Here is a 15,229-nt window from a genome sequence, read left to right on the forward strand (position 1 = left end):
GACAATGGATTTTGTAGGAGTACATCGTGCGTAAGTTGACTCAATTGGTTCTCCTGGCGACCCTGATGGTCGCAGGTCCGGCTTTTGCCGACATGAAGATCGCCGTACTGAACTATCAGATGGCCCTGCTGGAATCCGACGCGGCGAAGAAATATGCCGTGGATGCCGAGAAGAAGTTCGGCCCACAACTGACCAAGCTCAAAGGCCTGGAGAGCAGCGCCAAGGGTATCCAGGATCGTCTGGTCTCCGGTGGCGACAAAATGGCCCAGGGCGAGCGTGAGCGTCTGGAACTCGAGTTCAAGCAAAAGGCCCGTGACTTCCAGTTCCAGTCCAAGGAACTGAACGAAGCGAAAGCCGTTGCCGACCGCGAGATGCTCAAGCAGCTCAAGCCAAAGCTCGACAGGGCAGTGGAAGAAGTCATCAAGAAAGGTGGTTTTGACCTGGTGTTCGAGCGTGGCGCAGTGATTGATGTCAAACCTCAGTACGACATCACGCGCCAGGTTATCGAGCGCATGAATCAGCTGAAGTAATCCATGACAGCGACTATCAAGCTCGGCCAGTTGGCCGAGTTCCTTGGCGCCACCCTGCGTGGCGACCCGGAGAAGGTCATCACTGGGCTAGCCACTTTACAAGAGGCTGGCCCAGCTCAGTTGAGCTTCCTGGCAAATCCTCAATATCGCAAATACCTGGCTGAAAGCCGGGCCGCCGCGCTGTTGCTCAAGCCCGCCGATGCCGACGGGTTTGCAGGCGATGCGCTGATCGTGCCGGATCCCTACCTGGCGTATGCACGGATTTCCCATCTGTTCGACCCCAAGCCTAAGTCCGCTTCCGGTATCCATCCCAGCGCGGTCATTGCGGCGGATGCGGTGGTTGATCCCACGGCCAGCGTCGGTCCTTTTGTCGTCGTCGAAAGCGCAGCGCGGATCGGCCCGGGCGTCACGCTGGGTGCCCATTGCTTCATAGGCGCGCGCTGCGAGATCGGTGAGGGTGGCTGGCTGGCTCCGCGGGTCACGTTGTATCACGACGTGCGTATCGGCAAGCGCGTGGTGATCCAGTCGGGCGCGGTATTGGGCGGTGAAGGGTTCGGTTTTGCCAAGGAGAAGGGGATCTGGCAAAAGATCGCCCAGATCGGCGGTGTTACTGTCGGCGATGACGTGGAAATCGGCGTCAACACCGCGATCGATCGGGGTGCCCTGGCTGATACGGTCATCGGCAACGGCGTCAAGCTCGACAACCAGATCCAGATTGCCCACAACGTCCAGGTTGGTGATCACACCGCCATGGCCGCCTGCGTAGGCATTTCCGGCAGCACCCGGATCGGCAAGCATTGCATGCTCGCCGGTGGCGTGGGGCTGGTGGGACACATTGATATTTGTGACAACGTATTCCTCACCGGGATGACCATGGTGACCCATTCGATCACCGAGCCGGGTGCTTATTCTTCCGGCACGGCGATGCAACCGGCGGCCGAATGGCGCAAGAGCGCGGCCCGAATCCGCCAGCTCGATGACATCGCGCGGCGTTTGCGTCAGTTGGAAAAGCGTGTAGGGGACGTGACCCCTGACGGTAATGCTTCATCAGATGGCTGATACCATTTCCATATCAAGTGTGCACAGCCGCTAGACTGCCTCCTTGATTTGCTAGAGAGGCGCGCGTCGATCGTGCGCTTCCAATCTTTACATAGGCTTCCCCCCGAAATGATGGACATCAACGAGATTCGCGAATACCTGCCTCACCGTTACCCGTTCCTGTTGGTGGACCGGGTGGTGGAACTTGACGTTGAAGGCAAGCGGATTCGCGCCTACAAGAATGTCAGCATCAACGAACCGTTCTTCAATGGTCACTTCCCCGCGCATCCAATCATGCCCGGCGTGTTGATCATCGAGGCAATGGCTCAGGCTGCCGGGATCCTTGGTTTCAAAATGCTTGACGTGAAGCCTGCCGACGGCACGCTTTACTACTTCGTCGGCTCCGACAAGCTGCGTTTTCGCCAGCCGGTCACCCCGGGCGATCAACTGATCCTCGAAGCCACGTTCATCAGTTGCAAGCGCCAGATCTGGAAGTTCGAATGCCAGGCTTCGGTCGACGGCAAGCCGGTCTGCTCCGCTGAAATCATCTGTGCGGAACGCAAACTATGAGTTTGATTGACCCTCGCGCAATCATCGATCCGGCGGCAGTCCTTGCCGCCGATGTCGAGGTCGGCCCATGGTCGATCATCGGCCCAGGTGTGGAAATCGGCGAGGGTACGGTGATCGGGCCCCATGTAATTCTCAAGGGTCCGACCCGGATCGGTCGGCACAACCGCATCTACCAGTTTTCTTCGGTAGGCGAGGACACGCCCGATCTCAAGTACAAAGGTGAAGAAACCCGTCTGGTCATTGGCGATCACAACGTGATCCGCGAAGGCGTGACGATTCACCGTGGCACCGTTCAGGATCGTTCCGAAACGACCCTGGGCGACCATAACCTGATCATGGCCTACGCCCACATCGGTCATGACAGCGTCATTGGCAACCATTGCATCCTGGTCAACAACACCGCGTTGGCTGGCCACGTGCATGTGGACGACTGGGCGATCCTGTCCGGTTTCACGCTGGTCCATCAGTATTGCCATATCGGCGCCCACAGCTTCTCGGGCATGGGCACCGCCATCGGCAAGGACGTACCGGCCTATGTCACTGTGTTCGGTAACCCGGCCGAAGCCCGCAGTATGAATTTCGAAGGCATGCGCCGTCGTGGTTTTAGCGAAGAGGCGATCACGGCATTGCGGCGCGCCTACAAGGTTGTGTACCGCCAGGGGTTGACCGTCGAACAGGCCCTTGTCGAGCTGGCCGAGGCTTCGGCGCAGTTCCCGGAAGTTGCGATATTCCGTGACTCCATCCAATCCTCGACTCGCGGCATCACTCGCTAACCATGGCTAACTTGCGTATAGCACTGGTGGCGGGAGAGGCTTCCGGTGACATTCTGGGTGCCGGTCTGATGCGCGCGCTCAAGGCACAGCACCCAGCAGTGGAGTTCATCGGTGTCGGTGGGCCCTTGATGCAGGCCGAAGGGCTGACGTCATATTTCCCCATGGAACGCCTGTCGGTGATGGGGCTGGTTGAAGTGCTCGGACGCCTGCGCGAACTGCTGGCGCGGCGCAAGAAGCTCATCGCGACCCTGATCGACGAAAAACCGGATGTGTTCATCGGCATCGATGCGCCGGATTTCACTCTCAATATCGAACTCAAGTTGCGTCAGGCCGGTATCAAGACGGTGCACTACGTCAGCCCCTCGGTCTGGGCCTGGCGGCAGAAGCGCGTGTTGAAAATCCGCGAAGGCTGCGACCTGATGCTCACGCTGCTGCCGTTCGAAGCCCGATTCTACGAAGAGAAGGGCGTGCCGGTGCGGTTTGTCGGCCATACCCTGGCCGATACCATTCCCCTGGAAGCGGATCGTGACGCGGCGCGTCAGACGTTGGGCCTGTCCGACGGCCCGCTGGTGGCCTTGATGCCCGGTAGCCGTGGCGGCGAGGTGAGTCGCCTGGGAGGCTTGTTCTTCGACGCCGCCGAGCGTCTGCGAGCGATGCGTCCCGGCGTGCGTTTTGTTCTGCCCTGTGCCAGCCCGCAGCGACGGGCTCAGCTTGAAGCGCTGCTGGTCGGGCGCGATCTGCCTGTCACATTGCTCGATGGCCGCTCTCATCTCGCACTGGCGGCGTGTGACGCCGTGTTGATTGCGTCCGGCACTGCTACCCTTGAAGCGTTGTTGTATAAACGCCCGATGGTGGTCGCCTATCGCCTGGCGCCGTTGACGTTCTGGATCCTCAAACGCATGGTCAAGAGCCCTTACATCTCCTTGCCCAATCTCTTGGCCCAGCGCTTGCTGGTGCCTGAATTGCTGCAGGACGAGGCAACCGCCGATGCGCTGGCCCGTACGCTGTCGCCCTTGATCGACGGTGGCCAGGAACAGACCCGGGGCTTTGACGAAATCCACCGTACCTTGCGCCGCGATGCCTCCAATCAGGCCGCCGACGCAGTATTGACCCTGATCGGCGCCAAACCATGAGTAACGTGAAATTGCAGATGGGCCTGGACTTCAATCTGGTGGCTGAAGTTGAAGAACTGGTGGCCGGTGTTGATGAGGTCGGTCGTGGTCCGTTGTGCGGCGCAGTGGTGACGGCAGCGGTGATTCTCGACCCGAACCGGCCCATTCTGGGCCTCAATGACTCCAAGAAGCTCACCGAAGCCCGTCGCGAAAAGCTCTACGACGAAATCTGTGAGAAAGCCCTGAGCTGGTGCATTGCCCGGGCTGAAGTGGAAGAGATCGACGAGCTGAATATCCTGCACGCCACCATGCTTGCGATGCAGCGTGCTGTGGAAGGCCTGCACATCACCCCGAAACTGGCGATGATCGATGGCAATCGCTGCCCGAAACTGTCGATGCGCGCCGAAGCGGTCATTCAGGGGGACGGTAAGGTGCCGGCCATTGCGGCGGCATCGATTCTGGCCAAGGTCAGCCGTGACCGGGAAATGAGTGCCTTCGAATTGATCTATCCGGGCTACGGCATCGGCGGCCACAAGGGTTACCCGACGCCCGTTCATCTGGAAGCCCTGGCGCGCCTTGGGCCAACGCCCATCCATCGGCGCTCGTTCGCGCCGGTGCGGCTGGCTTATGAAGCGCGTGAAGGGCTGATGGAGCGCTCGTCCATCAAGGGAACCCCGGCCCTGTAGGAGCTGCCGCAGGCTGCGATCTTTTGATCTTGGGTTTCAAGATCAAGATCAAGATCTAAGGATCGCAGCCTTCGGCAGCTCCTACATGTTTTACCCAAGGCCCGGTACAATCCGGGCCTTGTTGTTTTCATGACTTAACGCAGGATCACTATGCCGGCTTCATTCGTTCATCTACGCCTGCACACTGAATACTCCCTGGTCGATGGCCTGGTGCGGATCAAGCCACTGGTCAAGACCCTGGTGGGCATGAACATGCCTGCTGTGGCGGTCACCGACCAGAACAACATGTGTTCGCTGGTCAAGTTCTACAAAAATGCCATGGGCGCCGGGATCAAGCCGATCTGCGGGGCTGACCTGTGGCTGTCGAACAAGGACCCGGATGCGCCGCTGAGCCGGATCAGCCTGCTGGTGATGAACGCCGTGGGCTATCGCAACCTCACCGAGTTGATCTCCCGCGGCTTTATTGATGGCCAGCGCAATGGCTCGATCATCATTGAGCGCGAATGGGTAGCCGAGGCCAATGAAGGTCTGATCATGCTGTCAGCGGCCAAGGAGGGTGAAATCGGCCTGGCCCTGCTCAGTGGCAATCCAGAAGAAGCCGAGACCCTGGCCCGCGATTGGATGGCGGTGTTCCCGGACCGCTTCTACATTGAAGTGCAACGCACCAATCGCCCCAACGACGAAGAACACCTGCATGCCGCCGTGGCCCTGGCCGACCGGATCGGCGCGCCGCTGGTGGCGACCAACGATGTGCGTTTCATCAAGCAGGAAGATTTCGAAGCCCACGAGACCCGCGTCTGCATCGGTGAAGGCCGCGCGCTCGATGATCCGCGTCGTCCGAAGAACTACAGCGATCAGCAATACCTCAAAAGCGCCGAGGAAATGGCCGAGCTGTTCAGTGACCTGCCCGAAGCGCTGGAAAACACCGTCGAGATTGCCAAGCGCTGCAACATCGAAGTGAAACTGGGCAAGCACTTCCTGCCCAACTTCCCGATCCCCGATGGCATGACCATCGACGAATATTTCCGCAAAGTGTCCTTCGATGGCCTGGACGAGCGCCTCAGCGTTCTTTTGCCCAAGGACACCACCGAAGATTACGAAGCCAAGCGTCAGGTCTATGTCGACCGGTTGAATTTCGAGCTGGATATCATCATCCAGATGGGCTTCCCCGGTTACTTCCTGATCGTGATGGACTTCATCCAGTGGGCCAAGAACAACGGCGTGCCGGTGGGGCCAGGCCGGGGGTCGGGTGCAGGCTCCCTGGTGGCTTACGTCCAGAAGATCACCGACCTCGATCCGCTGGAATATGACCTGCTGTTCGAACGTTTCCTCAACCCGGAACGGGTTTCCATGCCCGACTTCGACGTCGACTTCTGCATGGACGGTCGCGACCGGGTGATTGATTACGTGGCCGAGAAGTACGGCCGCAACGCGGTGAGCCAGATCATTACCTTCGGTTCCATGGCCGCCAAGGCTGTGGTGCGTGACGTGGCGCGGGTGCAGGGCAAGTCCTACGGTTTGGCGGATCGTCTGTCGAAGATGATTCCGTTCGAAGTCGGCATGACCCTGGAAAAAGCCTACGAGCAGGAAGAGATCCTGCGGGACTTCATCAAGGTCGATGAAGAAGCCGCGGAAATCTGGGAAATGGCCCGCAAGCTTGAAGGCGTGGTGCGTAACGTCGGCAAGCACGCCGGGGGCGTGGTGATCGCGCCGACCAAGCTAACGGACTTCTCGCCGATCTATTGCGATGAAGAGGGCGACGGCCTGGTGACCCAGTTCGACAAGGACGACGTCGAGGCAGCGGGCCTGGTGAAGTTCGACTTCCTCGGGCTGCGGACCCTGACGATCATCGACTGGGCGCTGAAAACCATCAACCGTGATCGGGCCAAGGTCGGCGAAGCGCCGCTGGACATCGCGTTTATTCCGCTGGACGACAAACCGACCTACAGCCTGTTGCAAAAAGCCGAAACCACGGCGGTGTTCCAGCTTGAATCCCGGGGCATGAAGGAGCTGATCAAAAAGCTCAAGCCCGACTGCCTCGAAGACCTGATCGCACTGGTGGCCCTGTTCCGTCCGGGCCCGCTGCAATCGGGCATGGTGGATGACTTCATCAACCGTAAGCACGGGCGCGCCGAGCTGGCGTACCCACACCCGGATTATCAGTACGACGGCCTCAAGCCGGTACTGGCACCGACCTACGGCATCATCCTGTACCAAGAACAGGTGATGCAGATTGCCCAGGTCATGGCCGGCTACACCCTCGGCGGCGCGGACATGCTGCGTCGGGCGATGGGCAAGAAAAAACCCGAGGAAATGGCCAAGCAGCGCGGTGGTTTCATCGAGGGTTGTGCTAACAACGGCATCGACGCGGACCTGGCCGGTAACATCTTCGACCTGGTGGAAAAGTTCGCCGGTTACGGCTTCAACAAATCCCACTCGGCCGCCTACGGCCTGGTGTCTTACCAGACCGCCTGGCTGAAGGCGCACTACCCGGCGCCGTTCATGGCTGCGGTACTGTCAGCGGATATGCACAACACCGACAAGGTCGTGACCTTGATCGAAGAAGTGCGGACCATGAAGTTGCGCCTCGACGCGCCGGACGTGAACGCTTCGGAGTTCAAGTTCACGGTAAACGACGAAGGCCGCATCATTTATGGACTGGGGGCGATCAAGGGCGTGGGTGAAGGGCCGGTGGAAGCCATCACCGAAGCCCGTCAGGACGGGCCGTTCAAGGACCTGTTCGATTTCTGCGCACGGGTCGATCTCAAACGCATCAACAAGCGCACCCTCGACGGTTTGATTCGCAGTGGCGCGCTGGACCGTCTGGGCCCGTATTTCCAGGATGAGCCCAAAGCCTACCAGGCCAACATTGACCGCAACCGCGCGGTGCTGCTGGCGGCCATGGAAGAAGCGATCAAGGCCGCTGAGCAAACCGCCCGGACCCACGACAGTGGCCATGCCGACCTGTTCGGTGGCCTGTTCGTCGAGGAAGATGCCGATGTCTACGGCAATCATCGCAAGGCCAAGGAGCTGACCCTCAAGGAACGCCTCAAGGGTGAGAAGGACACCTTGGGCCTGTACCTGACCGGGCACCCGATCGACGAATACGAAGGCGAGATCCGTCGCTTCGCCCGCCAGCGCATCATTGATCTGAAGCCGGCGCGTGATACGCAGACCGTCGCCGGTATGATCATTGCCCTGCGGGTCATGAAAAACAAAAAGGGCGACAAAATGGGCTTCATTACCCTCGACGACCGCTCCGGGCGCATCGAGGCGTCGTTGTTTGCCGATGCGTTCCATTCGGCCCAGTCGCTGTTGCAGACCGACGCGATGGTGGTGGTGGAAGGCGAAGTCAGCAACGACGATTTTTCCGGTGGCCTGCGGTTGCGGGTCAAGCGGGTGATGAGCATGGAAGATGCCCGGACCAACCTGGCCGAGAGCCTGCGCCTGAAGTTGCAGACCCAGGATCTCAAGGGCGATCAGCTACGCTGGCTGGGGGAATTGTTCAAGCGCCATCGCGGTGCTTGCCCGATTACCATGGAGTACGTGCGCCCCGACGCCAAGGCTGTGCTGCAGTTCGGCGAAGGCTGGCGGATCGATCCGGCGGATGCGTTGATTCAAGCCTTGCGTGACCAGTTCGGCAAAGACAACGTCTTCCTCCAATACCGTTGACGGCCAGGTGCCACTCTTGAACCTTGGAGCGGCCCTGATCTCGACCCGAATTTTTAATCTCGACCTGAACGCGCCTCTCCCTTAAGGTAGGGCGCGAATAGACAACCGGCCGGCCCAAGCTCTCTTGGACGTCGACCCAAGACGGACGCCTATGAACCCGAATTTTCTAGATTTCGAACAGCCGATCGCCGACCTGCAAGCCAAGATCGAAGAGTTGCGCTTGGTCGGTAATGACAATTCGCTGAATATCGGCGATGAAATCTCTCGTCTGCAGGACAAAAGCCGCACGCTGACCGAAGACATCTTCGGCAAGCTGACCAGCTGGCAGATCGCCCGCCTGGCGCGTCATCCGCGTCGTCCATACACCCTGGACTACATCGAGCACATCTTTACTGAGTTCGATGAGTTGCATGGCGACCGCCACTTCTCCGACGACGCCGCGATCGTCGGCGGCGTTGCCCGTCTGGACGACCAGCCGGTGATGATCATCGGCCATCAGAAGGGCCGGGAAGTCCGCGAAAAGGTGCGCCGCAACTTCGGCATGCCGCGGCCGGAAGGCTATCGCAAGGCGTGCCGCCTGATGGAAATGGCCGAGCGCTTCAAAATGCCGATCCTGACCTTCATCGACACACCGGGCGCATATCCGGGCATCGACGCCGAAGAGCGCAACCAGAGCGAAGCGATCGCCTGGAACCTGCGCGTGATGGCACGGCTGAAAACCCCGATCATCGCCACCGTGATCGGCGAAGGCGGTTCCGGCGGTGCGCTGGCCATTGGTGTCTGCGATCAACTGAACATGCTGCAATATTCCACCTACGCGGTGATTTCGCCGGAAGGCTGCGCCTCGATCCTGTGGAAAACCGCCGAGAAGGCGCCGGATGCGGCCGAAGCCATGGGCATTACCGCTGAGCGCCTCAAAGGCCTGGGCATCGTGGATAAAGTGATCAGTGAGCCTGTAGGCGGCGCTCATCGTGATCCGGCCGAGGCAGCGGCGTTGATTCGTGCCGAGCTGAGTTCGCAACTGTCGATGCTCAAGAAGTTCGACAATGACGCGCTGCTGGCCCGTCGCTATGAGCGGCTGATGAGCTACGGCCTCTAAGTCGAGCGCGATACCCTTCTTGTGGGAGCGAGCCTGCTCGCGATGTCGGTTTAACATTCAACACGTGAGTTGATTGATACACCGCTATCGCGAGCAGGCTCGCTCCCACAGTTGTTTGTGCCAAGGCTGACTTCTATGAACTCCAGCGTGGATCTGCCAACCCGGCTCCTCACACAACTGTCCCCCTGGCGCGACGCTACCACCTGGCGCATCGCCTTCTCCGGTGGCCTCGATTCCACCGTCCTGCTGCACCTGCTCGCGTCTCTCTCCAAAACCCAAACCCTGCCACCGCTATGTGCTATCCACGTTCATCATGGCCTTCAGGCTGTGGCCGATGCATGGCCAGACCATTGTCACTCGGTCTGCAAGGCCCTTGGGGTGCCGCTTGAAGTCGTGAACGTGCAAGTCCCGCCCGGCGCCAGCGTCGAGCGTGCGGCCCGGGAGGCGCGTTATGGTGCCTTCGTGGCGCGGCTCCGCAGCAATGAAGTGCTGCTCACCGCCCAGCACCGTGACGATCAGGCTGAAACCCTGTTGTTTCGTTTGTTGCGCGGGGCAGGGGTGAGGGGCTTGTCGGCGATGCCGAGGCAGCGTCCTTTGGGCCAGGGGTATTTGCTGCGACCCTTGCTCGATGTGTCCCGGGCGGAGCTGGAAGCCTACGCAACGCAACAGGGCTTGAGCTGGGTCGAGGACCCTTCCAACGACGATCATCGCTACGCGCGCAATTTCCTGCGCCAGCGAGTTTTCCCGGTATTGACCGAGCAGTGGCCTCAGACCTCGGCGAGCCTGGCCCGCAGCGCTGCGCACCTGAGTGAGGCCCAAGGCTTGCTGGATGACCTGGCGCGAATCGATCTGCACCGAGCCATCACGCCCAGTTCGTTCGACTGGCTTGGGTTGCGGTCGCTTGAGTTGGCCCCGTTGCGAGCCTTGTCGCCGGCCCGCCAGCGTAATGCGTTGAGTCATTGGCTGGTTTCGATGACAACGCTGCCTGACAGCGATCATTGGTCTGGCTGGGATTCGTTGCGCGACGCAGCGGACGATGCTCGGCCGATCTGGCGGCTGGCCGGTGGTGAGCTGCACCGCGCCGTCGGGCGCATCTGGTGGTTATCCGACCGCTGGCTGCGACCGGTCGCAGGCCCCGTAGAATGGCCGCTGACTGCTCAAGCATTGGCCCTGCCAGACAACGGCACGGTGACCCTCGACGGTAAAATGCCCGACGGACCGCTCTGCGTCCGCTATCGTCAGGGAGGTGAAACCATGATGTTGCCCGGCCGTGGCCACCGGGACCTCAAGCGTTTGCTCAACGAAAGTGGCGTGCCGGCGTTTGCGCGCGGTCGATTGCCGCTGCTGTATCGGGACGAGCAATTGCTGGCAGTGGCTGGCTTACCAGGACTCGACAACGGCATTGATGGCAACTGGCAACTGATCTGGCAGCCATGAAACCAAGATCTGGGTTTGAGCTGAAAGGGGCTTTCCGGTAGACTACGCTCCCTTCTTGATACAACTTCTGTGGATTCGCCTGAATTGCAGGAGTTGCCGATTACCAAGCAGTCTTTGCTGGGCGATTCCAAAAAATGTGTAGCGAGCAACGTACCGGTGATTTCACTTCCGGTCTGTCCCAACGCGGCGGTTTTTTTGAAAGGTGCACTGTGATTAATGCAGGTGATCGGGGGCTTCGGCCTTCCTTCGCTTTCCCCGGCGGCTCGGACCGCTTTAACGCAGACTTCTAGGGTTTTTCATGACGCGCTACATATTCGTCACGGGCGGTGTTGTTTCTTCATTGGGGAAAGGCATTGCCTCGGCTTCATTGGCGGCCATCCTGGAGGCGCGGGGACTTAAGGTCACCATGCTCAAGCTGGACCCGTACATCAACGTCGACCCGGGCACCATGAGCCCGTTCCAGCACGGTGAAGTGTTCGTCACCCACGACGGCGCCGAGACCGACCTGGACCTGGGCCACTACGAGCGGTTCATCCGCACGACCATGACCCAGAACAACAACTTCACCACCGGCCGTGTCTACGAGCACGTGCTGCGCAAAGAGCGCCGTGGTGATTACCTGGGGGCGACCATCCAGGTCATCCCGCACATCACCGACGAAATCAAGCGCCGCATCATCAAGGGTGCCGGCGACGCCGACGTGGCGATGGTCGAAATCGGCGGCACCGTGGGTGACATCGAGTCCCAGCCGTTCCTCGAAGCCATCCGCCAGTTGCGTTTCGAAATCGGCGCCAAGCGCGCGATGCTGATGCACCTGACCCTGGTCCCGTACATCGCCACCGCTGGCGAAACCAAGACCAAGCCCACCCAGCACTCGGTCAAGGAACTGCGCTCCATCGGCCTGCAGCCAGATGTGCTGATCTGCCGCTCCGATCATCCGATCGATATTTCTTCGCGTCGCAAGATCGCCCAGTTCACCAACGTTGAAGAGCGTGCGGTGATCGGCCTGGAAGACGCTGACACCATCTACAAGATCCCGGGCATCCTGCACTCCCAGGGCCTGGACGATTTCGTCGTCGAGCGTTTCGGCTTGCAGTGCGCCAGCGCCGACCTGTCCGAATGGGAAGCGGTGGTCGATGCCAAGCTCAACCCGGAACACGAAGTCACCATCGCCATGGTCGGCAAGTACATGGAGCTGCTGGATGCCTACAAGTCGCTGATCGAGGCGATGAGTCACGCCGGCATCAGCAACCGTACCAAGGTCAATCTGCGCTATATCGACTCCGAAGACATCGAGAACCAGGGCACCGGTCTGCTCGAAGGCGCCGATGCGATCCTCGTGCCGGGCGGCTTTGGCCTGCGCGGCGTGGAAGGCAAGATCACCGCTGTTCAATACGCTCGCGAAAACAAGGTGCCGTACCTGGGCATCTGCCTGGGCATGCAAGTGGCGGTCATCGAGTTCGCCCGTAACGTGATGGGCTGGAAGGACGCCAACTCCACCGAGTTCGATCGCGCCAGCGGTCACCCGGTCGTGGGCCTGATCACCGAGTGGGAAGATGCCACCGGCGCTGTGGAAGTGCGCACCGAAACGTCCGACCTGGGCGGCACCATGCGCCTCGGCGCCCAGGAATGCCTGCTTGAAGCCGGCTCCAAGGTGCACGATTGCTACGCCAAGGACGTGATCGTCGAGCGTCACCGTCACCGCTACGAAGTGAACAACAACCTGCTGCCGCAACTGATCGAAGCCGGCCTGAAAATCTCCGGCCGTTCCGGTGACGGCGCGCTGGTGGAAGTGGTGGAAGCTCCGGATCATCCATGGTTCGTCGCTTGCCAGTTCCACCCCGAGTTCACCTCGACGCCCCGGGACGGCCACCCGCTGTTCAGTGGTTTCGTGAAAGCCGCTTTGGCTCAACACCAGAAGAAGGCATAAAACGATGGCCCAGAAGATCATTCGCGTCGGCGACATCGAGATTGCCAACGACAAGCCCATGGTGCTGTTCGGCGGCATGAACGTACTGGAAAGCCGCGACATGGCGATGCAGGTCTGCGAGGAGTACGTGAAGGTCACCCAGAAACTGGGCATCCCTTATGTCTTCAAGGCCAGCTTCGACAAGGCCAATCGCTCGTCCGTGACCTCTTACCGTGGCCCGGGCCTGGAAGAGGGCATGCGCATCTTCCAGGACATCAAGCAAGCCTTTGGCGTGCCGATCATCACCGACGTCCACGAGCCTGCCCAGGCCGCCGTGGTCGCCGAGGTCTGCGACATCATCCAGTTGCCGGCCTTCCTGTCGCGCCAGACCGACCTGGTGGTCGCGATGGCCAAGACCGGTGCGGTGATCAACATCAAGAAAGCCCAGTTCCTCGCGCCCCAGGAAATGAAGCACATCCTGAGCAAGTGCGAAGAGGCCGGCAATGACCAGTTGATCCTCTGCGAGCGTGGTTCGAGCTTCGGCTACAACAACCTGGTGGTGGACATGCTCGGCTTCGGCATCATGAAGCAGTTCGAATACCCGGTGTTCTTCGACGTGACCCACGCGCTGCAAATGCCCGGTGGTCGTTCCGATTCCGCTGGGGGGCGTCGCGCCCAGGTCACCGACCTGGCCAAGGCCGGCATGAGCCAGTCCCTGGCAGGTCTGTTTCTTGAGGCCCATCCGGACCCGGACAATGCCAAGTGTGACGGCCCTTGTGCCTTGCGCTTGAACAAGCTGGAACCGTTCCTGTCTCAGCTCAAGGCGTTGGACGAACTGGTCAAGAGTTTTCCGACGATAGAAACCGCGTAACGCGGTTTTCTCCGGTAAAGTACCGCTCGATTATCGCTCTGGCCCGCTGGCCGCACTGCTTTTGTGGGAGCATGGCTTGCGATGACGTCCTTCAAGGGCCATCGTCGGCACGCCTTGCTCCTAGTGGCGAGGGAGCTTGCTCCCTATCAGGCGCTTGGCTGCATCGCAGCTGAGCGTGAGCAAGTTTTCTGCAACGTTCTAGTCAACTTTGGAGTGTTTACAACAATGGCAAAAATCGTCGACATCAAAGGTCGTGAAGTTCTCGACTCCCGTGGCAACCCCACTGTTGAAGCGGACGTGCTTCTCGACAACGGTATCATCGGCAGCGCCTGCGCGCCGTCCGGTGCTTCCACTGGCTCGCGCGAAGCGCTGGAGCTGCGTGATGGCGACAAGAGCCGTTACCTGGGCAAGGGCGTGCTCAAAGCCGTCGCCAACATCAACGGTCCGATCCGCGACCTGTTGCTGGGCAAGGATCCTGCCGACCAGAAAGCCCTCGATCACGCGATGATCAAGCTCGACGGTACCGAAAACAAAGCCACGCTGGGCGCCAACGCGATCCTCGCCGTGTCCTTGGCCGCTGCCAAGGCTGCCGCCCAGGACCAGGACCTGCCGCTGTACGCACACATCGCCAACCTCAACGGTACCCCGGGTGTCTACTCGATGCCGGTGCCGATGATGAACATCATCAACGGTGGCGAGCATGCCGATAACAACGTCGACATCCAGGAATTCATGGTCCAGCCGGTGGGCGCCAAGTCCTTCTCCGAAGGCCTGCGCATGGGCACCGAGATTTTCCATCACCTCAAGGCTGTGCTGAAGGCCCGTGGCCTGAGCACTGCCGTTGGCGACGAAGGCGGTTTCGCACCGAACCTGGCGTCCAACGAAGACGCGCTGAAAGTGATCTCCGAAGCCGTGGCCAACGCCGGTTACACACTGGGCACCGACGTGACCCTGGCCTTGGACTGCGCCGCCAGTGAGTTCTACGAAGACGGCAAGTACAACCTGTCCGGCGAAGGCCAGATCTTCACCGCCGAAGGTTTCGCCGATTACCTCAAGGGCCTGACCGAACGCTACCCGATCATCTCCATCGAAGATGGCCTGGACGAGTCCGACTGGGCTGGCTGGAAAATCCTCACCGACAAGATCGGCGAAAAAACCCAGCTGGTGGGCGACGACCTGTTCGTGACCAACACCAAGATCCTGAAAGAAGGCATCGACAAGAAGATCGCCAACTCGATCCTGATCAAGTTCAACCAGATCGGCACCCTGACCGAAACCCTGGAAGCCATCCAGATGGCCAAGGCTGCTGGCTACACGGCTGTGATCTCCCATCGCTCCGGCGAAACCGAAGATTCCACCATTGCCGACCTGGCCGTGGGCACTGCGGCAGGCCAGATCAAGACCGGTTCGCTGTGCCGTTCCGATCGCGTCTCCAAGTACAATCAACTGCTGCGTATTGAAGAGCAGTTGAACGGCAAGGCCAAGTACAACGGTCGTGCCGAGTTTCGCGGCTAAGCAGTAAATGGTAAAAA

The 15,229-nt window shown here is 60.1% G+C and carries 12 protein-coding genes; all 12 read left to right on the forward strand.

The genetic code is table 11. The features are described from left to right. Positions 1-26 precede the first annotated feature (26 nt). The 12 genes from BM132_RS06735 (at position 27) to eno (ending at position 15,212) form a co-directional block, all read left to right on the forward strand. Positions 27-530 carry an OmpH/Skp family outer membrane protein gene (locus BM132_RS06735; protein WP_092401204.1) on the forward strand — a complete coding sequence of 168 codons (504 nt, stop codon included), beginning with the start codon at positions 27-29 and terminating at the stop codon, positions 528-530. A 3-nt stretch (positions 531-533) separates the two neighbouring features. Continuing rightward, positions 534-1,589: a UDP-3-O-(3-hydroxymyristoyl)glucosamine N-acyltransferase gene (gene lpxD / locus BM132_RS06740; protein WP_092401201.1), complete on the forward strand. Its 1,056-nt coding sequence runs from the start codon at positions 534-536 to the stop codon at positions 1,587-1,589. 108 nt (positions 1,590-1,697) lie between these two features. Then, positions 1,698-2,138 (forward strand): 3-hydroxyacyl-ACP dehydratase FabZ, encoded by a 441-nt coding sequence (fabZ, locus tag BM132_RS06745; RefSeq protein WP_047227569.1) that lies wholly within the window; start codon positions 1,698-1,700, stop codon positions 2,136-2,138. Continuing rightward, a complete protein-coding gene (gene lpxA, locus BM132_RS06750) occupies positions 2,135-2,911 on the forward strand; it encodes an acyl-ACP--UDP-N-acetylglucosamine O-acyltransferase (RefSeq protein ID WP_092401198.1) in 777 nt (258 codons plus the stop codon). The genes fabZ and lpxA overlap by 4 nt, the downstream gene beginning before the upstream one ends. A gap of 2 nt (positions 2,912-2,913) precedes the next feature. Then, positions 2,914-4,044 (forward strand): lipid-A-disaccharide synthase, encoded by a 1,131-nt coding sequence (gene lpxB / locus BM132_RS06755; protein WP_092454158.1) that lies wholly within the window; start codon positions 2,914-2,916, stop codon positions 4,042-4,044. Positions 4,045-4,055: 11 nt separating this feature from the next. Continuing rightward, complete coding sequence (gene rnhB / locus BM132_RS06760) at positions 4,056-4,709, forward strand: ribonuclease HII (RefSeq protein WP_177218150.1); 654 nt, start codon at positions 4,056-4,058, stop codon at positions 4,707-4,709. A 150-nt stretch (positions 4,710-4,859) separates the two neighbouring features. Beyond that, positions 4,860-8,381, forward strand: a complete 3,522-nt coding sequence (dnaE, locus tag BM132_RS06765) for a DNA polymerase III subunit alpha (protein ID WP_092401189.1) — start codon at positions 4,860-4,862, stop codon at positions 8,379-8,381. A 151-nt stretch (positions 8,382-8,532) separates the two neighbouring features. Beyond that, entirely contained in the window at positions 8,533-9,480 is a 948-nt protein-coding gene (locus BM132_RS06770; RefSeq protein WP_092401185.1) for an acetyl-CoA carboxylase carboxyltransferase subunit alpha, read from the forward strand. A gap of 135 nt (positions 9,481-9,615) precedes the next feature. Beyond that, positions 9,616-10,917: a tRNA lysidine(34) synthetase TilS gene (gene tilS / locus BM132_RS06775; RefSeq protein WP_092454162.1), complete on the forward strand. Its 1,302-nt coding sequence runs from the start codon at positions 9,616-9,618 to the stop codon at positions 10,915-10,917. A 298-nt stretch (positions 10,918-11,215) separates the two neighbouring features. Continuing rightward, positions 11,216-12,847, forward strand: a complete 1,632-nt coding sequence (locus BM132_RS06780) for a CTP synthase (RefSeq protein ID WP_092401179.1) — start codon at positions 11,216-11,218, stop codon at positions 12,845-12,847. A 4-nt stretch (positions 12,848-12,851) separates the two neighbouring features. Continuing rightward, positions 12,852-13,697 carry a 3-deoxy-8-phosphooctulonate synthase gene (gene kdsA / locus BM132_RS06785; RefSeq protein ID WP_047227577.1) on the forward strand — a complete coding sequence of 282 codons (846 nt, stop codon included), beginning with the start codon at positions 12,852-12,854 and terminating at the stop codon, positions 13,695-13,697. Positions 13,698-13,922: 225 nt separating this feature from the next. Beyond that, positions 13,923-15,212, forward strand: coding sequence for a phosphopyruvate hydratase (gene eno / locus BM132_RS06790; protein WP_092401173.1), 1,290 nt, complete (start codon positions 13,923-13,925; stop codon positions 15,210-15,212). Positions 15,213-15,229: the final 17 nt, after the last annotated feature.

Source organism: Pseudomonas sp. NFACC45 (assembly GCF_900113505.1).
Classification (GTDB): Bacteria; Pseudomonadota; Gammaproteobacteria; order Pseudomonadales; family Pseudomonadaceae; genus Aquipseudomonas; species Aquipseudomonas tehranensis.